Raw genomic sequence first — 18,487 nt, 5'->3', positions numbered from 1 at the left:
GGAAGTCGGGACGGCGGCTTTCCGGGCCGCGCTGGCGCGTCGATCTTCGGCCCAAAGCCTGCGCCGCGCCAAGCGAGCTTTCTTCGGGTAGTCATTCCACCCCGGAATGACAGCTGCGACAACCGGCCCCTTCGGCCGCGCGGATCATGGTCTAAGGTTTCCGGGCCATGGCTCACCGCGAAAGGAGGCCCACCATGCGCCATCGAGGATTCCGCCCGCTGTACGCCGCGCTGCTGCTGAGCGGCAGCCTGCCGGCCCTGGCCGCGCTACCCCAGGCGCCCGGCTACGTCGACGACAGCGGCTACCCGGCGGCCGCCAGGCAGCGCATCCTGCCGCCGATGTTCGAGCAGAAGCTGAGCAGCACCCGCTACCTGGCCAAGCCCGACGACCCGCTGATCACCCTGGCCGAGTCCAGCGGCTTCCGGCAGACCTGCGACTACCAGCAGACCCGCGAGTACCTGAAGAAGCTGGCCGATGCTTCCGGCGGCAAGCTGCAGCTGAGCGAGCTGCCGGAGAAGAGCGCCAGCGGCGAGCCGATGCTGCTGGTGACCGCGTCCAGCGAGGCCGACAAGTCGCCGAGCGGGCTGAACGGCTCGGGCAAGCCGACCATCTTCGTCGAGGCCGAGATCCATCCCGGCGAGGCCAACGGCAAGGACGCCATGTTCATGCTGCTGCGCGACATGACCGCCGGGGCCAAGCCGCTGGCCGGGCTGCTGGAGAAGGTCAACATCCTCTTCATCCCCACCGTGAACGTCGACGGCGACCTGCGCCGCAGCCCCTACGGGCGGATCAACCAGAACGGCCCGGAGGTCACCGGCTGGCGCGTCAACGGCCTGAACCTGAACCTCAACCGCGACTTCACCAAGCTCGACAGTGCGGAAATCCGCAACGTCGCCTGGGTGTTCAACCAGTACGACCTGAGCTTCTTCGCCGACACCCACTCCACCGACGGCGCCATGTACCCCTACGACAGCTCCTACTGCCACAACGGCAACGGCTGGTCGCCGGCGTCCAGCCAGTGGATGGACAAGGTCATGCGCGGCCCGGTGTACAAGGAGTTGGAGGACGACGGCCACGTGGTGCACGAGTGCATCAGCCTCAACGACAACCAGGACCCGGCCAAGGGCTACTACCCCTACCGCACCGACCTGGCGCGCTTCTCCAACCAGTACGGCGACATCCGCAACGTGCCCTCGATCCTCATCGAGCAGCACGCGCTGCACCCGTATGAAACCCAGGTGCTGGGCAACTACGTAATGCTCAAGGCGATGTTCCAGGTGATCGGCGACAACGCCGACTCGCTCAAGGCCGCCATCGCCAAGGACCGCGAGCGCCTGGAGGCGCAGAAGGAGGTGATCCTCACCTGGAAGCCGGGCAAGGAGCAGCACACGCCCTTCGTCGTTGGCGACTACCACTACGAGCAATCGCCCATCACCGGCGCCAGGACCATCGTCTGGAGCAACAAGCCGAAGACCTTGCAGGTGCCGATCAGCGACAACTCGGTGCCTGACCTTGTGGTCAAGCGGCCGAAGCAGTACGTGGTGCCGGTGCAGTGGAGCGAAGTGATCGCCCGGCTCAAGGCCCACGGCATCCGCATGAAGACTCTGGAGCAGCCGGCCGCCATCGAAGTCACCCTGTACCGCATGGACGACATCAAGCTGGCCGGCGGCTTCGAACCGGACCGCGCCGCGGCCAACGAAATCCCCGGCTACGAGGGGCACCTGCTGGTCAGCGGCAGCGGCAAACCGTTCCAGCGCCTGCAGACCTTCCCGGCAGGCTCGGTGGTGATCGACACCGACCAGCCGCTGGGTGTGCTGGCGATCAACCTGCTGACCGCCGAGAGCCCGGACTCCTTCTGGTCCTGGGGTTTCTTCAACTCGACGCTGGTGTCCGCCGAAGAGCCGGAGGAGTACGTGATGGAGCCGATGGCGCGCAAGATGCTCGCCGAGGACCCGCAGCTGAAGGCGGAATTCGAGAAGAAGCTGAAGGAGGACAAGGCCTTCGCCAAGGACCCGCATGCGCGGCTGGAATGGTTCTACCAGCGCACGCCCTTCTATGACGTGAATGCCTACGTCTACCCGGTTGGCACGGTGTTCTGAGGGACAAGGCTCTTCTCTTCGTAGGAGCGAGCTTGCTCGCGAATGAGCCCCGCAGCGGAGTCTGTTCGCGAGCAAGCTCGCTCCTACGAGAAGCCGTGCCCGCCGGTGTGGTAGGACTCCGCACGCGATGGACCGAACGCCGGCCCTGCCGGCGCGATTCGCGGATGAGATCCGCTCCTACGACGGCATTTCTCCTGTACCTGTAGGAGCGGGCCCTGCCCGCGATTCGCGCGCAGGGCGCGCTCCTACATGGAATGGCGCAGGTGGGGCAGCGTAGGAGCGGATCTCATCCGCGAATCGCGCCAGTAGCTTGGGCTATCGCGGACAAGGTCCGCTCCTACGACCGTGCTTCTCTGGAATCGTAGGGCGGATAACCGTTCGCGGTTATCCGCCGCCGGCCGTAACGTCAGTGCCAGAAAGCACAAGGCCCGCATTCGCGGGCCTTGTGGATGATGCCTGTTACAGGCTGGCGATCTTCTCGCGCTGCTGGATCAGGTTGGTCACCGCCTGCTCGGCTTCGGCGAGCTTGGTGCGTTCCTTTTCGATCACTTCGGCCGGGGCCTTGGCGACGAAGCCTTCGTTGGACAGCTTGCCGCCCACGCGCTTGACCTCGCCTTCCAGGCGCTGGATTTCCTTGTCCAGGCGCGCCAGTTCGGCAGCCTTGTCGATCAGCCCGGCCATGGGCACCAGCACCTGCAGTTCGCCCACCAGCGCGGTGGCCGACATCGGCGGTTCCTCGCCTTCGTCGAGCACGCGCACCGACTCCAGCTTGGCCAGCTTCATCAGCAGCGGCTCGTTGTCGGCCAAGCGGCGGTGGTCTTCGGGGGAGGCGTTGTTCAGCACCAGGTCGATGCGCTTGGCCATGGAGATGTTCATCTCGCCGCGGATCTGGCGGATGCCCAGCATCAGCTGCTTGACCCACTCGATGTCGCCTTCGGCGGCGGCGTCGATCTTCGCCTCGTCGGCCACCGGCCAGGGTTGCAGCATCAGGGTCTCGCCGCTCTTGCCCGCGGAGGCCTTGATGCGCTGCCAGATTTCCTCGGTGATGAAGGGCATGAACGGGTGCGCCAGGCGCAGCGCGGTCTCCAGCACGCGCACCAGGGTGCGGCGGGTGCCGCGCTGGCGCTCGACGGGCGCGTTCTCGTCCCACAGCACCGGCTTGACCAGTTCCAGGTACCAGGCGCAGTACTCGTCCCAGATGAACTCGTAGAGGGCCTGGGTGGCCAGGTCGAAGCGGAAGGCGTCGAGCTGGCGGGCGACTTCCTGCTCGGTGCGCTGCAGGGCGGAGATGATCCAGCGGTCCACCGCGGACAGCTCGACCGGCTCGCCGTTCACGCCGGTATCCTGGCCATCGGTGTTCTCGATGACGAAGTTGGCGGCGTTCCACAGCTTGTTGCAGAAGTTGCGGTAGCCCTCGACGCGGCCCATGTCGAACTTGATGTCGCGGCCGGTGGAGGCCAGTGAGCAGAAGGTGAAGCGCAGGGCGTCGGTGCCGTAGCTGGCGATGCCTTCGGGGAATTCCGCCTTGGTCTGCTTGGCGATCTTCTCGGCGAGCTTGGGCTGCATCATGCCGCTGGTGCGTTTTTCCAGCAGCGCGTCGAGGCTGATGCCGTCGACGATGTCCAGCGGGTCGAGCACGTTGCCCTTGGACTTGGACATCTTCTGGCCCTGGCCGTCGCGCACCAGGCCGTGGACGTACACGGTCTTGAACGGGATCTGCGGGGTGCCGTCCTCGTTCTTGATGAGGTGCATGGTCAGCATGATCATGCGCGCCACCCAGAAGAAGATGATGTCGAAGCCGGTCACCAGCACGTCGGTGGGGTGGAAGGTCTTCAGGTATTCGGTCTGTTCCGGCCAGCCGAGGGTGGAGAAGGTCCACAGGCCCGAGCTGAACCAGGTGTCCAGCACGTCCTCGTCCTGGCGCAGCTTGGCGTCGCCGAGGTTGTGCTTGGCGCGCACTTCGGCCTCGTCGCGGCCGACGTAGACGTTGCCGGCCTCGTCGTACCAGGCCGGGATGCGGTGGCCCCACCACAGCTGGCGGCTGATGCACCAGTCCTGGATGTCGCGCATCCAGCTGAAGTACATGTTCTCGTACTGCTTGGGCACGAACTGGATGCGGCCGTCTTCCACGGCGGCGATGGCGGGTTCGGCCAGCGGCTTGGTGGAGACGTACCACTGGTCGGTCAACCAGGGCTCGATGATGGTGCCGGAGCGGTCGCCCTTGGGCACTTTCAGCGCGTGGTCGTCGATCTTCTCCAGCAGGCCCTTGGCTTCGAAGTCGGCGACGATCTGTTTGCGTGCGACGAAGCGGTCCAGGCCGGCATAGGCGGCCGGCAGGCTGGCGTCGACATCCGGGTTGACGCTGCCGTCGAGCTTGAACACCTGGGCGGTGCCGAGAACCGCGGCGTCCTTGTCGAAGATGTTGATCAGCGGCAGGTCGTGGCGCTTGCCGACTTCGTAGTCGTTGAAGTCGTGGGCCGGGGTGATCTTCACGCAGCCGGTGCCGAACTCGCGGTCGACGTAGTCGTCGGCGATGATCGGGATGCGCCGGCCCACCAGCGGCAGCTCGACGAAGGTGCCGATCAGGGCCTGGTAGCGCTCGTCCTCCGGGTGCACGGCGACCGCGCTGTCGCCGAGCAGGGTTTCCGGGCGGGTGGTGGCGACCACCAGGTGGTCCTTGCCGTCGGCGGTCTTGTGGCCGTCGGCCAGGGGGTAGCGCAGGTGCCAGAGGTGGCCCTTCTCGTCGTGGTTCTCCACTTCCAGGTCGGAAATGGCGGTGTGGAATTTGGTGTCCCAGTTGACCAGGCGCTTGCCGCGGTAGATCAGGCCGTCGTCGAACAGGCGGACGAAGGCTTCCTTCACCGCGTTGGACAGGCCGTCGTCCATGGTGAAGCGCTCGCGCGACCAGTCCACCGAGGAGCCCAGGCGGCGGATCTGCCGGGTGATGGTGCCGCCGGACTGTTCCTTCCACTCCCAGACCTTCTCCAGGAACTTCTCGCGGCCGAGGTCGTGGCGCGCGACGCCCTGGGCGGCCAGCTGGCGCTCCACCACCATCTGGGTGGCGATGCCGGCGTGGTCGGTGCCCGGCTGCCACAGGGTGTTGCGGCCCTGCATGCGGCGGTAGCGGATCAGCGCGTCCATGATGGCGTTGTTGAAGCCGTGGCCCATGTGCAGGCTGCCGGTGACGTTCGGCGGCGGGATCATGATGGTGTACGGCTCGCCGGAACCCTGCGGGGCGAAGTAGTTGTTCTGCTCCCAGGTGGGGTACCAGTGGGATTCGATGGCGTGGGGCTGGTAGGTCTTGTCCATGAGCGCGGCGGGACCCTGTTAGCGGCTAGACGGAAAACCGGAGAGTATAACGGCTGCCGAGGGGCGGCGGCCACCGGCGATCAGGGGGCTGGAGGGGGCTTGCGTAGGAGGGAGCCTGCTTGCGAAATGGGGTTTGCCGGTTACGGCGGGTGTTCAGGCTGGTCCCGTTGCCCTCACCCCAGCCCTCTCCCAGAGGGAGAGGGGGCCGTTCGGCGTGGGCGGGAGGTCCGGCGTCAACCTGTAGGAGCGGGCCCTGCCCGCGATTCGCGCGCAGGGCGCGCTCCTACAATGGGCAGGGGGCGTTACGGCGGGGTTTTCAGGTTGGTCCCGTTGCCCTCACCTCAGCCCTCTCCCGGAGGGAGAGGGGGCCGTTCGGCGTGGTCGGGAAGTCCGGCGTCAACCTGTAGGAGCGGGCCCTGCCCGCGATTCGCGCGCAGGGCGCGCTCCTACAATGGGCAGGGGGCGTTACGGCGGGGTTTCGGGTTGGCCCCGTTGCCCTCACCCCAGCCCTCTCCCGGAGGGAGAGGGGGCCGTTTGGCGTGGGCAGGAGGTCCGGCGTCAACCTGTAGGAGCGGGCCCTGCCCGCGATTTCGCGCGCAGGGCGCGCTCCTGCAATGGGCCGGCGTCAAGGCTTGCGCTGCGCCAGCAGCCTTTGCAGGCGCGCTTCCAGGCGGCGCTGCAGTTCGGCTTCGATCTGCGGCACGAAGTCGTCGATCACGTCCTGCAGGATCAGTTGCGCGGCGGCGCGCAGTTCGCTGTCCAGGCGGGCCTGTTCGCGGTTGTGGCCCGCTGGTGGCAGGTCGTCCTCGGGCTCTTCCTCGGCCGGGGCCGGCCGCGGCGAGGCCTGCACCACGTCGGAGAGCAGGGGGATGTTGTCCGGCTCGAAGGATTCGGTGAGCAGGGGCGGTTCGCCATCCGGCTCGCCGAGCAGGTCGTGGATCGACTCCAGGTCGTCGAGCAGGTGGTCGGGGTCTTGCGGAGGCTTGCGGCTGTCCATTTTTCCGGTAGAGCGTCAGAGGCGCGGCAGGCGATGGTCCTGCAAAGGATAGCCCTGCTCGCGGTAGTAGCGGAAATTCTCCCGCGCCGCCTGGCGGATGGCAGGCTCCTCCACCACCAGTTCGGCGATGCGCGAGAACTCGCCGGCGAAAGCCGGCACCGCCAGCGTCAGGTTGATCAGCAGGTCGCGGCGGCCCGCCGGCGGCTCGCCCAGGCCCAGGGTGACCGGGGCCTGGGCGTCTTCCTCGGCGGCGTTGTGCGGCACGAAGGCTTCCTTGCGGAAGCTCCACAGACGCGCGTCCAGGGCCTCGCGCTGAGTTTCGTCGGCGCACAGCAGGTACACCCGCATGCCCTGCCGCCAGGCCTTGTCGGCCAGGCGGCAGGCGATGGTCAGGCGCGCGTCGGGATCGGCGCTGGGGATGACGTAGAAGTCGACCCGCGTCATGCCGGCGATCCCATCGAACGATTGCGCTTTGCCATTACTTCACGCGGTCCAGCAGGTACTGGGTGAGCAGCGGCACCGGGCGGCCGGTGGCGCCCTTGTCCTTGCCGCCGCTGATCCAGGCGGTGCCGGCGATGTCCAGGTGCGCCCAGTGGTACTTCTTGGCGAAGCGCGAGAGGAAGCAGCCGGCGGTGATGGTGCCGGCCTTCGGCCCGCCGATGTTGGCGATGTCGGCGAAGGGGCTGTCCAGCTGCTCCTGGTACTCGTCGAACAGCGGCAGTTGCCAGGCGCGGTCGTCGGCGTGCTCACCGGCCTTGAGCAGTTGGCGCACTAGGGCGTCGTTGTTGCCCATCAGGCCCGAGGTGTTGGCGCCCAGGGCGACGATGCAGGCGCCGGTGAGGGTGGCGATGTCCACCACCGCCTGGGGCTTGAAGCGCTCGGCGTAGGTCAGGGTGTCGCACAGCACCAGGCGGCCTTCGGCGTCGGTGTTGAGGATTTCCACGGTCTGCCCGCTCATGCTGGTGACGATGTCGCCGGGGCGGGTGGCGCGGCCGCTGGGCATGTTCTCGGCGCAGGCCAGCAGGCCCACCAGGTTGATCGGCAGCTGCAGTTCCAGCACCGCGCGGAAGGTGCCGAAGACGCTGGCGGCGCCGCACATGTCGAACTTCATCTCGTCCATGCCCAGGCCGGGCTTGAGGCTGATGCCGCCGGTGTCGAAGGTGATGCCCTTGCCCACCAGCGCGTAGGGCGCCTCGTCCTTCTTGCCGCCGTTGTACTGCAGCACGATCAGCCGCGGCGGCTGCTCGCTGCCCTGGGCCACGGCGAGGAAGGCGCCCATGCCCAGCTCGCGGAGTTTCTTCTCGTCCAGCACCTCGACCTTGAGGTTCTTGTGCGCCTTGGCCAGGGCCTTGGCCTCGTCGGCCAGGAAGCTGGGGTGGCAGAGGTTCGGCGGCAGGTTGCCGAGGTCGCGGGTCAGGGCCATGCCGTTGGCGATGGCCTGGGCCTCCTTGGCGCCCTGCTCGACGGCGGGGGCGTCGGCCTTGTCGGCCAGCAGGGTGATCTTCTTCAGCTTGGGCGCGTCGGCCTTCTGGCTCTTGAAGCGGTCGAACACGTACAGGCCATCGGCCAGCGTCTCCACCAGCAGGCGCGCCTTGCCGTGGGCGTTGCGGCCCTTGACCGCCAGGTCGCCCAGGGCCAGCACGGCGTCGCTGCCGCCCAGGCTCTTCAGGCTGCCGAGCACCGAGGAAACCAGTTTGCGGTATTGGCGGTCGGAGAGTTCGCGCTCCTTGCCCGCGCCCACCAGCAGCACGCGTTCGGCCTTAAGGTTGGGCAAAGCTTGCAGGAGTAGGGTCTGGCCGACCTTGCCGGCCAGGTCGCCGCGCTTGAGCAGGGCGGCGATGGCGCCGCCGCTGGCGGCGTCCACGGCCTGGGCCACGGCGCCGAGTTTGCGGCCTTCGCCGACGGCGAGCACCAGGGTGGCGGTCTTCAGGGTTTGCGGACTGACGCTTTTTACAAGGAATTCCATGACAAGGTGTCCCCGGAGCGAAGGGTCGAAGTGGCGGGTGGTCGGCGACCCGTCCCGGTGTCTGCGCAGTGACAGGCCCGGCGAATCGCAGGATAATGCCGCGTATTTTTCACCGGCCCGTCGTAGGGCGTGCCGGCAGTGCCTCACGGCGGCTAGTTTGAGCGTAGCCGCCCGAGCGTGACAACCCTGGAGTGCCCGGTTTGATTGTCTTCCGTTACCTGTCCCGTGAAGTGTTGGTCACCATGAGCGCGGTGAGCGCCGTGCTGCTGGTGATCATCATGAGCGGCCGCTTCATCAAGTACCTGGCGCAGGCCGCCCAGGGCATGCTGGACCCCGGCTCGCTGTTCATGATCATGGGCGTGCGCCTGCCCGGCTTCCTCCAGTTGATCCTGCCCCTGGGGCTGTTCCTCGGCATCCTGCTGGCCTATGGCCGGCTGTACCTGGAAAGCGAGATGACGGTGCTCACCGCCACCGGCATGAGCCAGCAGCGCCTGCTGGCCTACAGCATGGCGCCGGCGGCGCTGATCGCCCTGTTGGTGGCCTGGCTGAGCCTGTCGCTGGCACCCCAGGGCATCGCGCAGATGCAGCTGATCCTGAACAAGCAGGACGCCATGACCGAGTTCGACACCCTGGCGCCGGGCCGCTTCCAGTCGATGCGCGACGGCTCGCGGGTGACCTACACCGAGCAACTGAGCAACGACCGCACCCAGCTCGGCGGGGTGTTCATCTCCGACAAGAACCCGCCGCGCAACGGCCAGGACCGCGGCCTCGCGGTGCTGGTGGCGACCAGCGGACAGCAGCAGATCCACCCCGACGGCAGCCGCTACCTGATCCTCAAGGACGGCTTCCGCTACGACGGCGTGCCCGGCCAGGCCGACTACCGCGCCATCAGGTACGACACCTACGGCGTGCTGCTGCCCAAGCCGGAGGTGAGCAGCGAGATCGACGACCGCGACGCCATCCCCACCAGCGACCTGTTCGCCAGCAAGGAGCCGCGCATGCGCTCGGAGCTGCAGTGGCGCTTCTCCATCCCGCTGCTGGTGTTCATCGTCACCCTGCTGGCGGTGCCGCTGTCCAGGGTCAACCCGCGCCAGGGCCGCTTCCTCAAGCTGCTGCCGGCGGTGCTGCTGTACATGGCCTACCTGGCGCTGCTGATCGCCGCCCGCGGCATGCTCGACAAGGGCAAGATCCCCATGGCCCTGGGGCTGTGGTGGGTACATGCGATCTTCCTGGCCATCGGCCTGCTGCTGGCCTTCTGGGAACCGCTGAGTCTGAAATGGGCGGCCTCGCGCGCACGCTCCGTGAAGGAGCGCAAGCATGCGTAAGCTCGACCGCTACATCGGCATTACCATTTTCGTCGCCATCCTCGCCGTGCTGGGGGTGATCCTCGGCCTGGCCCTGCTGTTCGCCTTCATCGACCAGTTGGGCGCCCTGGACGAGAACTACACCCTGGGCGTGGCCCTGAAGTACGTGCTGCTCACCGCGCCCAGCCGCGCCTACGACATGCTGCCGATGGCCGCGCTGATCGGCTGCCTGGTGGGTCTGGGCACCCTGGCCAGCAACAGCGAGCTGACCATCATGCGCGCCGCCGGGGTGTCGCTGCAGCGCATCGTCTGGGCGGTGATGAAGCCGATGCTGGTGCTGATGTTCGCCGGCATCCTGATAGGCGAATACGTGGTGCCCTACACCGAGACCCAGGCCCAGAGCGACCGTGCCCTGGCGCAGAGCAGCGGCGGCGCGGTCAGCTCGCGCAACGGCCTGTGGCACCGCCAGGGGCAGGAATTCATCCACATCAACGTGGTGCAGGCCGACGGCACCCTGCTGGGCGTGACGCGCTACGACTTCGCCGAAGGCCACGTGCTCAAGAGCGCCAGCTTCGCCAAGCGCGCGGTGTTCCGCGACGGCCAGTGGACCCTGGAAGAGGTGAACACCACGCTGCTGCACCCGCAGGAGAAGCGCAGCGAACTGGTCAGCGCACCGTCCGAGGCGTGGAACATCCAGCTCAGCCCGCAACTGCTCAGCACCGTGGTGATGGAGCCCGAGGCGCTGTCCATCAGCGGCCTGTGGGAATACATCCACTACCTCAAGGACCAGGGCCTGAGCACCAACCGCTACTGGCTGGCGTTCTGGACCAAGGTGCTGCAGCCGGCGGTGACCGCGGCCCTGGTGCTGATGGCCATTTCCTTCATCTTCGGCCCGCTGCGCAGCGTGACCCTCGGCCAGCGGGTGTTCACCGGGGTGCTGGTGGGCTTTACCTTCCGCATCGCCCAGGATCTGCTGGGGCCGTCGAGCCAGGTGTTCAACTTCCCGCCGCTGTTGGCGGTGTTGTTGCCGGCGGCGATCTGTGCGTTGTTGGGGGCGTGGTTGCTCAAGCGGGCGGGGTGATATCCCGGGGTTGGCCGGGCCGGTGATTCGGCGTGGCCTGCGGGTCCTACATGGCTGGCACGCCCATCTATCCCCCCCCGTCATTCCCGCGAACGCGGGAACCCAGCTGCCTTGGCTTGGGTGTTTCTGCGCCGCTCCGAGTCTGCCCGGCCTTCTTGTTTCGCCCCCTCGGGCGAGTCCCTTTTGTCAAACGCCACAAAAGGAACCAAAAAGGCTTGCCCCAACATACGGGCCCGACAGAGTCGGGCTACCCTCGCGAATTCCCCCGCCACGGAGGCCCGCCCCGAGGGTACGTCCCTGTAGCCCGCGGGGCTCTCGCGACATCCATGTCGCATGACCTCCTGAGCGGGGGCTTCGCTCGGCCTTCTGAAGGGGCGTTTCGGAGTGCGCGGATGTTTCTCTGGAAGTCCAAGAGCAAACGCGCTTTTGCTTTTGCTTTTCGTAGGAGCGAGCTTGCTCGCGAACCCCGCAGTCACTGGATTCCCGCGTTCGCGGGAATGACGGGGTGGGGTTAGACGTTTCAGGATGACTCCGAACTCCCCACCCGCTCCGAACAGCCCCCTCTCCCTTCAGGGAGAGGGCTGGGGAGAGGGCGCTCTTACCCCCAACACCGTAGCCACCGGAAAACCCCCTTCGCGAGCAAGCTCGCTCCTACAAAAAACGCCCCAGCCTCACCCCCGCCCCTGCGTCGCCTTGCGCACCGCCTTGGGAATCTGGATCACCACGCTCTCCGAATAGCGGTCGTGCCAGGTCCGCTTGTCCTTGTCCCAGAGCATCCACAGGAAGCCCAGCCCGCCGCAGGCCCAGGAGCCGATGGCGATCATGAAGCGCAGCAGCGCCTGCATCAGGCTGATCGGCGTGCCGTCGGCGTTCTGCACGCGCACGCCCCAGACCTGCATGCCGAGGGTCTGGCCCTTGTGCGTCCAGAACTTGGCGAAGAAGGCGAACAGGCTGATGAACAGCAGGCTGGACAGCAGCGGGTCGCCGACCAGCCCGCCCTGGTCGGCGAGCTGCCGGAGCTTTTCGCCGCCCAGGAGCAGGCGCAGCAGCACCTGCTGGTAGAGCAGGGTGACCACCATCAGCAGGGCCACGCAGAGCAGGAAGTCGTAGAACATGGCCGCGAAGCGGCGCAGCAGGGGCGCGGGGGGGAAGTTCCCCTCCGGCTGGAGTCGGGCTTTGGGCATGGCGTCGTTCGGCGCTCGGAGCAGGGACGAGGGCGGGGATTATACGACCTTTGGCCGATCGCCACCGAGGCCAGGGTGCCGCAGGCGGAATGATCTACGCTGGTTTCAGGCGCCCGCTCAGGCTGCTCGCCGAGCCCGATGACAGCGGCGGCGCCCGGGATGACACGGATGCCTGGATCGAGCAAAGTCCGGCGCCTGCTCTGGCGCCTGTGCGTTTCCCTGCTGGTCGCCCTGCTGCCGCTGCTGCTGGGCGGGGGCATCATCTATTGGCAGACACTGGTCAGCCTCCAGCGCGAAGCGGGGCTCGCCTCGAGCGAGGCGCTGCACCTGATCGACATCATGCTCGGCAACGCCGCCGGCTCGGCGCGGGCCACCATCGCCTATGCCGAAGGGCCCTGTTCCGCGGCCGAGTTGGTGCTGCGCGAGCAGGTCGCCACCGTGCCCTTCGTGCGCACCGTCAACCTGGTGCGTGATGGCCGGGTGTTCTGCAGTTCGCTGTTCGGCAACGTCGACGAAGCGGTGAACACGGCCGATTTCGTCGACGGGCGCCTCAACCTGTTGCCCGGCAATGCGGTGACGCCGGACTTCGCGCTGATCGTGTACCGCTTGGCCGAAGGTCCCGCCGCCGTGCTGGCGGCGGTGGACGGGCGCTACCTGAGCAACGTCCTGCAACTGGTGGACCAGCGCAGCGAACTGCTGGTCCGGGTCGGCCCGCGCTGGATGGACGAGGCGGGCGAGGTGCACGAGGGCGCGCCCGACGCCTTCCCCCTGGCCGAGACGCAGCAGGCCTCGACGCGCTTTCCCTACCAGGTGGTCGGTGGCTTCCCGGCCGGCGCCCAGTGGGGTGTGATGCGCGACGACTACTGGCCGCTGTTCGCCATGCTGGCGGTGCTCGGCGGGCTGTTCGGCCTCGGTTGCCACTGGATGCTGGGGCGTGCGGCGACGCCTGCCCGCGAGATCGAGCGGGCCATGTACGCCGGCGAGTTCGTGCCCTTCCTCCAGCCGCTGGTGGACGCCGCCAGCGGCCGCTGGATCGGCGCCGAGGTGCTGATGCGCTGGCGCCACCCGCGCGCGGGGCTGGTCAGCCCGGACATCTTCATCCCCCTGGCCGAGCAGAGCGGCCTGATCGTGCCCATGACCCGCGCGCTCTTGCAGCAGTTGGCGGCCCAGTTGCCTAAGCACGCGCACCTGCTGGGCGACGGCTTCCACCTGGGCGTCAACGTCAGCGCCGTGAATTGCCGCAGCAGCAGCCTGTTGACCGATTGCCTGGACTTCCTCGGCGCTTTCCCGGTGGGCTCGGTGCAACTGATGCTGGAGCTGACCGAGCGCGAACTGATCGACACCCCCACCGACGACCTGCTCGGCTGCCTGCGCGACCTGGGCGTGACCCTGGCGATAGACGACTTCGGCACCGGCCATTCCAGTCTGGCCTACCTGCGCCGCTTCCGCGTGGACGCCCTGAAGATCGACAAGAGCTTCGTCGCCACCGTCGACGACGACAGCCGCTCCCGGCACATCCTCGACAGCATCCTCGACCTCTGCGACCGCCTGGACCTGCAGGTCATCGCCGAAGGCATCGAGACGCCGGCGCAGCGCGACTACCTGGTGGCCCGCGGCGTGCCCTGCCTGCAGGGCTACCTGTTCGGCAAGCCGATGCCGCTGGCGGAGTTCGTCGCCGAACTGGAGCGCCGCGTCCGTACAGGCGTCTAGGGCGGCGGCGCGCCGAACTGCGTGGCCCGTAAAGATGCCGAGCCTATGCATGCCGACGGCGCCCAGCGGGCACCGCCGGCAGCGCAGCGGCGATCAGACGTACGCTTGGGCGCGGCGGCTGCCGCGGGGCAGGCGGGTCTTGCCGGACAGGGCGCTCAGGCGGGCCTGCCAGGCTTGCCGGGCGGCGTCGCGGCCGGGTTGTGCCGGGGCGCGGGCGGGCTGCTTGCCCTTCGGCGCCGCAGCCGGCGCAGGGCTCGGAACGGCGGGCGCGGTGCCCGTGGCTTCCTGCGCCTGGGTAAAGGCGTTGGTGCGGCGGCAGGTCTTGCAGCTGACCTGCGCGACATCCTGCGAGCCCGCCACGTTCGGGTCGCTGCGGCCGCAAGCGGCCTGGCTGGTGCCAATCAGGAAGTGAGTGACCATGTGGACCTCCTAGTCAAAAAAGGGGCGGCATTATTCCACAGGGTTCCCGGCGCGCCAGCGCTGCCGGTCATTTTCGGAAGAACGTCCGAATCAGCCGTGCTGTACCCCGGCACGCTTGAGCAACTGCTTGCAGCGCTCGGACAGGTGCACCACGCGCAGGTGCTTGCCGGCCCTGGCGTAGCGCTCGCGCAGGGTCTTCAGCGCGGCGATGGCCGAGTAGTCGACGAAGCTCAGGTGGCGGCAGTCCAGGGTGACCTGCGGCGGGTCGCCGGTCGGGTCGAACTGCTCCAGGAAGGTCGTGGTGGAGGCGAAGAACAGCGTGCCGTGGAGGCGATAGAGCTTGCTGCTGTCGGCCTCCAGGTGGCTGTCGGCGTAGAGTTCGCGGGCGTGCTTCCAGGCGAAGTCCAGGGCGGCGACGACGATGCCGCAGAGCACCGCGGTGGCCAGGTCGGTGAACACGGTGATGACGGTCACCACGATGATCACCAGCACGTCGCTCGCCGGCACCTTGTTCAGCACCCGCAGCGAGGCCCAGGCGAAGGTCTGCTGGGCCACCACGAACATCACCCCGACCAGCGCCGCCAGCGGGATGCGCTCGATCAGCGGGGAGAGGAACAGCACGAAGAGCAGGATCATCACCCCGGCGACCACCCCGGAAACCCGCCCGCGGCCGCCGGAGCCGAGGTTGATCATGGTCTGGCCGATCATGGCGCAGCCGCCCATGCCGCCGAACACCCCGGAGACCATGTTGGCCGCGCCCAGGGCCACGCACTCGCGGTCCGGGTAGCCGCGGCTCTGGGTGATTTCGTCGGTGAGGTTGAAGGTCAGCAGGGTTTCCAGCAGGCCGACCAGCGCCATGAGGATGGCGTAGGGCGCGATGATCCGCAGCGTCTCCAGGTTCCACGGCACCTGCGGCAGGGCGAAGGCGGGCAGGCCGCCGGCGATGTGCGCCATGTCGCCGAGGGTGCGCGTGGGCAGGCCGAGCAGGTATACCAGCAGGCCGACGCCGAGGATCGCCACCAGCGCCGGCGGCACCGCGCGGGTCAGCTTCGGCAGCAGGTAGACGATGGCCATGGTCAGCGCCACCAGGCCCAGCATCAGGTACAGCGGCGCGCCGCCGAGCCAGGCCCCGCCGGTCTTGAAGTGCTCCAGCTGGGCCAGGGCGATGACGATCGCCAGGCCGTTGACGAAGCCCAGCATCACCGGGTGCGGCACCATGCGCACCAGCTTGCCCAGGCGCAGCAGGCCGAAGGCGATCATCACCAGGCCGCCCAGCAGCACGGTGGCCAGCAGGTACTGCACGCCGTGCTGCACCACCAGCGCCACTATCACCACGGCCATGGAGCCGGCGGCCCCGGAAACCATGCCCGGCCGGCCGCCGAACAGGGCGGTGAGGGTGCAGATGAAAAAGGCGCCGTACAGGCCCATCAGCGGGTTGAGGTGGGCCACCAGGGCGAAGGCGATGCACTCGGGCACCAGGGCGAAGGACGTGGTGAGGCCGGCCAGGATGTCGGCGCGCAGACGGGCGGGTTTCATGGCGTTCCTGAAGTTGGACCGCAATGGGCGGTCGCGGGCGGTGCGCAAGGCGTCGCGCGGGTGCGCGCAGGCAACAAAAAACCGGCTCAAGGGCCGGTTCTTCTGGTGTTCCGAGATTCACTGGGAATCTGGATGGTGCCCCGGGAGAGACTCGAACTCTCACTCTGTCGCCAGAAACGGATTTTGAATCCGCCGCGTCTACCATTCCGCCACCGAGGCAATGGCGCGGCAGTATAGGGAGGCCCTCGGTACCGGTCAATCCACCCGCGTGGCGATGCCATCGCAATTCCAGTAATATATCCGGCCCTTCGAGATATACCCCATGCGCGTCGCCGACTTCCATTTCGATCTGCCCGAGGCCCTGATCGCCCGCCATCCGCTCGCCGAACGTCGCGCCAGCCGCCTGCTGGTGCTGGACGGGCCGAGCGGCGCCCTCAGCCACCGTCACTTCGCCGACCTGCTGGAATACCTGCGGCCGGGTGATCTGATGGTGTTCAACAACACCCGGGTGATCCCGGCGCGGCTGTTCGGCCAGAAGGAGTCCGGCGGCAAGCTGGAGATCCTCGTCGAGCGCGTGCTGGACAGCCGCCGCGTGCTGGCCCACGTGCGTTCGAGCAAGTCGCCCAAGCCGGGTTCGAAGATCCTCATCGACGGCGGCGCCGAGGCGCAGATGCTGCAGCGCCACGACGCGCTGTTCGAACTGGGCTTCGCCGAGGACGTGCTGCCGTTGCTGGAGCGGGTCGGGCACATGCCGCTGCCTCCCTATATAGACAGGCCCGACGAGGCCGCCGACCGCGAGCGCTACCAGACCGTCTACGCCGAGCGCGCCGGCGCCGTGGCCGCGCCCACCGCCGGGCTGCATTTCGATGAAGGGCTGCTGGCGGCCATCCGCGAGAAGGGCGTGGACACCGCCTTCGTCACCCTGCACGTCGGCGCAGGCACCTTCCAGCCGGTGCGCGTGGAGAAGATCGAAGACCACCACATGCACAGCGAGTGGCTGGAGGTCGGCCAGGACGTGGTCGACGCCGTGGCCGCCTGCCGCGCCCGTGGCGGCCGGGTGATCGCCGTCGGCACCACCAGCGTGCGTTCGCTGGAGAGCGCGGCCCGCGACGGCCAGCTCAAGCCGTTCAGCGGCGACACCGACATCTTTCTCTACCCGGGCCGGCCCTTCCATGTGGTCGATGCCCTGGTGACCAACTTCCACCTGCCCGAGTCGACCTTGCTGATGCTGGTCTCGGCCTTCGCCGGCTACCCGCAGACCATGGCCGCCTACGCTGCGGCGGTGGAGCACGAGTACCGTTTCTTCAGCTACGGCGATGCCATGTTCATCACCCGCAACCCCGCGCCGCGCGGGCCCGAGGACTGATCCATGAGTTTCATGAAGTTCGAACTGCTGGCCACCGACGGCAAGGCCCGGCGCGGCCGCCTGAGCTTCCCCCGCGGGGTGGTCGAGACCCCGGCGTTCATGCCGGTGGGCACTTATGGCACGGTCAAGGGCATGTTGCCGCGCGACATCGAGGGCATAGGCGCGCAGATCATCCTCGGCAACACCTTCCACCTGTGGCTGCGCCCGGGCACCGAGGTGATCCGCAAGCATGGCGACCTGCACGACTTCATGCAGTGGCAGGGGCCGATCCTCACCGACTCCGGCGGTTTCCAGGTGTTCAGCCTGGGCGCGCTGCGCAAGATCAAGGAAGAGGGCGTGTACTTCGCCTCGCCGGTGGACGGCGCCAAGGTCTTCATGGGCCCCGAGGAGTCCATGGCGGTGCAGCGCGCGCTGGGTTCGGACATCGTGATGATCTTCGACGAGTGCACCCCGTATCCGGCCGAGTTCGACGTGGCCAAGCGTTCCATGGAACTGTCGCTGCGCTGGGCCAAGCGCTCGAAGATCGCCCATGGCGACAGCCCCTCGGCGCTGTTCGGCATCGTCCAGGGCGGCATGCATGAAGAGCTGCGCATGCGCTCGCTGGAAGGCCTGCAGGAGATCGGCTTCGACGGCCTGGCCATCGGCGGCCTGTCGGTGGGCGAGCCCAAGGAAGAGATGATCCGCGTGCTGGACTTCCTGCCGCCACGCATGCCGGCCGACAAACCCCGTTACCTGATGGGGGTGGGCAAACCCGAGGACCTCGTGGAAGGTGTGCGCCGCGGCGTCGACATGTTCGACTGCGTGATGCCCACGCGCAACGCGCGCAACGGCCATCTGTTCGTCGACACCGGGGTGATCAAGATCCGCAACGCCGTGCACAAGCACGACGAATCGCCGCTGGACCCGACCTGCGATTGCTACACCTGCAAGCACTTCTCCCGCGCCTACCTCTACCACCTGGACAAGTGCGGGGAAATGCTCGGCAGCATGCTCAATACCATCCATAACTTGCGGCATTATCAGCGGCTTATGGCTGGTTTGCGCGAGGCAATCCAACAGGGTACATTGGCCGCCTTTGTCGACGCCTTCTATGCCAAACGCGGCCTTCCGACGCCGCCGTTGGGCGATTGATCCCGATTTTCCAAAAGAATATAGAGACAGGAGTATCCGATGAGCTTTCTGATTCCCGCCGCCTACGCCGACGCCGCTGCTCCCGCGGCCGCCGCAGGCCCGATGGGCACTGGTTTTGAGTGGGTCTTCCTGGTCGGCTTCCTGGTCATCTTCTACCTGATGATCTGGCGTCCGCAGGCCAAGCGTAACAAGGAGCACAAGAGCCTCCTGTCCAACCTGCAGAAGGGTGACGAAGTCGTCACTTCCGCCGGTATCGCCGGCAAGGTGCTGAAAGTCGCCGAGGACTTCGTGGTCGTCGAGGTCGCCGACAACGTCGAGCTGAAGTTCCAGAAGGGCGCCATCGCCGCGACCCTGCCGAAAGGCACGCTCAAGGCCATCTGAGTT

At 67.4% G+C, this 18,487-nt stretch carries 14 protein-coding genes and 1 tRNA gene; 7 read left to right on the top strand and 8 right to left on the bottom strand.

Annotated features, from left to right (window positions below):
* Positions 1–194: 194 nt before the first annotated feature.
* Positions 195–2,099, top strand: a complete 1,905-nt coding sequence (locus tag ACTWJ5_RS25570) for a M14 family metallopeptidase (protein WP_444436795.1) — start codon at positions 195–197, stop codon at positions 2,097–2,099.
* Between the two features lie 459 nt (positions 2,100–2,558).
* On the opposite strand, the gene ACTWJ5_RS25565 is transcribed toward ACTWJ5_RS25570, so the two are convergent.
* The 4 genes from ACTWJ5_RS25565 to ACTWJ5_RS25550 all read right to left on the bottom strand — a co-directional run bounded on the left by ACTWJ5_RS25565 (position 2,559) and on the right by ACTWJ5_RS25550 (position 8,371).
* Complete coding sequence (locus ACTWJ5_RS25565) at positions 2,559–5,408, bottom strand: valine--tRNA ligase (protein WP_444436794.1); 2,850 nt, start codon at positions 5,406–5,408, stop codon at positions 2,559–2,561.
* Between the two features lie 625 nt (positions 5,409–6,033).
* Positions 6,034–6,405: a hypothetical protein gene (locus ACTWJ5_RS25560; protein ID WP_009616139.1), complete on the bottom strand. Its 372-nt coding sequence runs from the start codon at positions 6,403–6,405 to the stop codon at positions 6,034–6,036.
* Between the two features lie 15 nt (positions 6,406–6,420).
* The gene (locus ACTWJ5_RS25555) at positions 6,421–6,849 is read right to left on the bottom strand and encodes a DNA polymerase III subunit chi (RefSeq protein WP_074979052.1); all 429 of its coding nucleotides are present in this window, start codon (positions 6,847–6,849) and stop codon (positions 6,421–6,423) included.
* A 34-nt stretch (positions 6,850–6,883) separates the two neighbouring features.
* Positions 6,884–8,371: a leucyl aminopeptidase gene (locus ACTWJ5_RS25550; protein ID WP_444436793.1), complete on the bottom strand. Its 1,488-nt coding sequence runs from the start codon at positions 8,369–8,371 to the stop codon at positions 6,884–6,886.
* Between the two features lie 200 nt (positions 8,372–8,571).
* Here ACTWJ5_RS25550 and lptF point away from each other — a divergent pair, with 200 nt between their 5' ends.
* On the top strand, positions 8,572–9,696 hold the full coding sequence (lptF, locus tag ACTWJ5_RS25545; protein WP_074979048.1) for an LPS export ABC transporter permease LptF: 1,125 nt from the start codon (positions 8,572–8,574) through the stop codon (positions 9,694–9,696).
* The gene (gene lptG / locus ACTWJ5_RS25540; RefSeq protein WP_074979046.1) at positions 9,689–10,756 is read left to right on the top strand and encodes an LPS export ABC transporter permease LptG; all 1,068 of its coding nucleotides are present in this window, start codon (positions 9,689–9,691) and stop codon (positions 10,754–10,756) included. The genes lptF and lptG overlap by 8 nt, the downstream gene beginning before the upstream one ends.
* Positions 10,757–11,427: 671 nt before the next feature.
* On the opposite strand, the gene ACTWJ5_RS25535 is transcribed toward lptG, so the two are convergent.
* On the bottom strand, positions 11,428–11,940 hold the full coding sequence (locus tag ACTWJ5_RS25535; RefSeq protein ID WP_074979044.1) for an RDD family protein: 513 nt from the start codon (positions 11,938–11,940) through the stop codon (positions 11,428–11,430).
* Positions 11,941–12,108: 168 nt separating this feature from the next.
* Between ACTWJ5_RS25535 and ACTWJ5_RS25530 the strand changes: the two genes are divergently transcribed.
* A complete protein-coding gene (locus ACTWJ5_RS25530) occupies positions 12,109–13,650 on the top strand; it encodes an EAL domain-containing protein (protein ID WP_444436792.1) in 1,542 nt (513 codons plus the stop codon).
* A gap of 93 nt (positions 13,651–13,743) precedes the next feature.
* Here ACTWJ5_RS25530 and ACTWJ5_RS25525 read toward each other — a convergent pair whose 3' ends face one another.
* From ACTWJ5_RS25525 to ACTWJ5_RS25515, 3 genes are all read right to left on the bottom strand, one after another.
* Entirely contained in the window at positions 13,744–14,070 is a 327-nt protein-coding gene (locus ACTWJ5_RS25525) for a hypothetical protein (protein WP_249919006.1), read from the bottom strand.
* Between the two features lie 90 nt (positions 14,071–14,160).
* Entirely contained in the window at positions 14,161–15,606 is a 1,446-nt protein-coding gene (locus tag ACTWJ5_RS25520; protein WP_444436791.1) for a SulP family inorganic anion transporter, read from the bottom strand.
* Positions 15,607–15,739: 133 nt separating this feature from the next.
* A tRNA-Leu gene (locus tag ACTWJ5_RS25515) sits at positions 15,740–15,825 on the bottom strand.
* Positions 15,826–15,928: 103 nt separating this feature from the next.
* Between ACTWJ5_RS25515 and queA the strand changes: the two genes are divergently transcribed.
* The 3 genes from queA to yajC are packed head-to-tail and all read left to right on the top strand — an operon-like array spanning position 15,929 to position 18,484.
* On the top strand, positions 15,929–16,972 hold the full coding sequence (queA, locus tag ACTWJ5_RS25510) for a tRNA preQ1(34) S-adenosylmethionine ribosyltransferase-isomerase QueA (protein WP_009616153.1): 1,044 nt from the start codon (positions 15,929–15,931) through the stop codon (positions 16,970–16,972).
* Positions 16,973–16,984: 12 nt separating this feature from the next.
* A complete protein-coding gene (gene tgt / locus ACTWJ5_RS25505; protein WP_134163504.1) occupies positions 16,985–18,103 on the top strand; it encodes a tRNA guanosine(34) transglycosylase Tgt in 1,119 nt (372 codons plus the stop codon).
* A 39-nt stretch (positions 18,104–18,142) separates the two neighbouring features.
* Positions 18,143–18,484, top strand: coding sequence for a preprotein translocase subunit YajC (gene yajC / locus ACTWJ5_RS25500; protein WP_074978993.1), 342 nt, complete (start codon positions 18,143–18,145; stop codon positions 18,482–18,484).
* Positions 18,485–18,487: the final 3 nt, after the last annotated feature.

Source organism: Pseudomonas sp. A6 (assembly GCF_052367875.1).
GTDB classification, from domain to species: domain Bacteria; phylum Pseudomonadota; class Gammaproteobacteria; order Pseudomonadales; family Pseudomonadaceae; genus Pseudomonas; species Pseudomonas citronellolis.
Note: the sequence above shows the minus strand (reverse complement) of the source record. Positions and strands in the feature narration are given on the sequence as shown.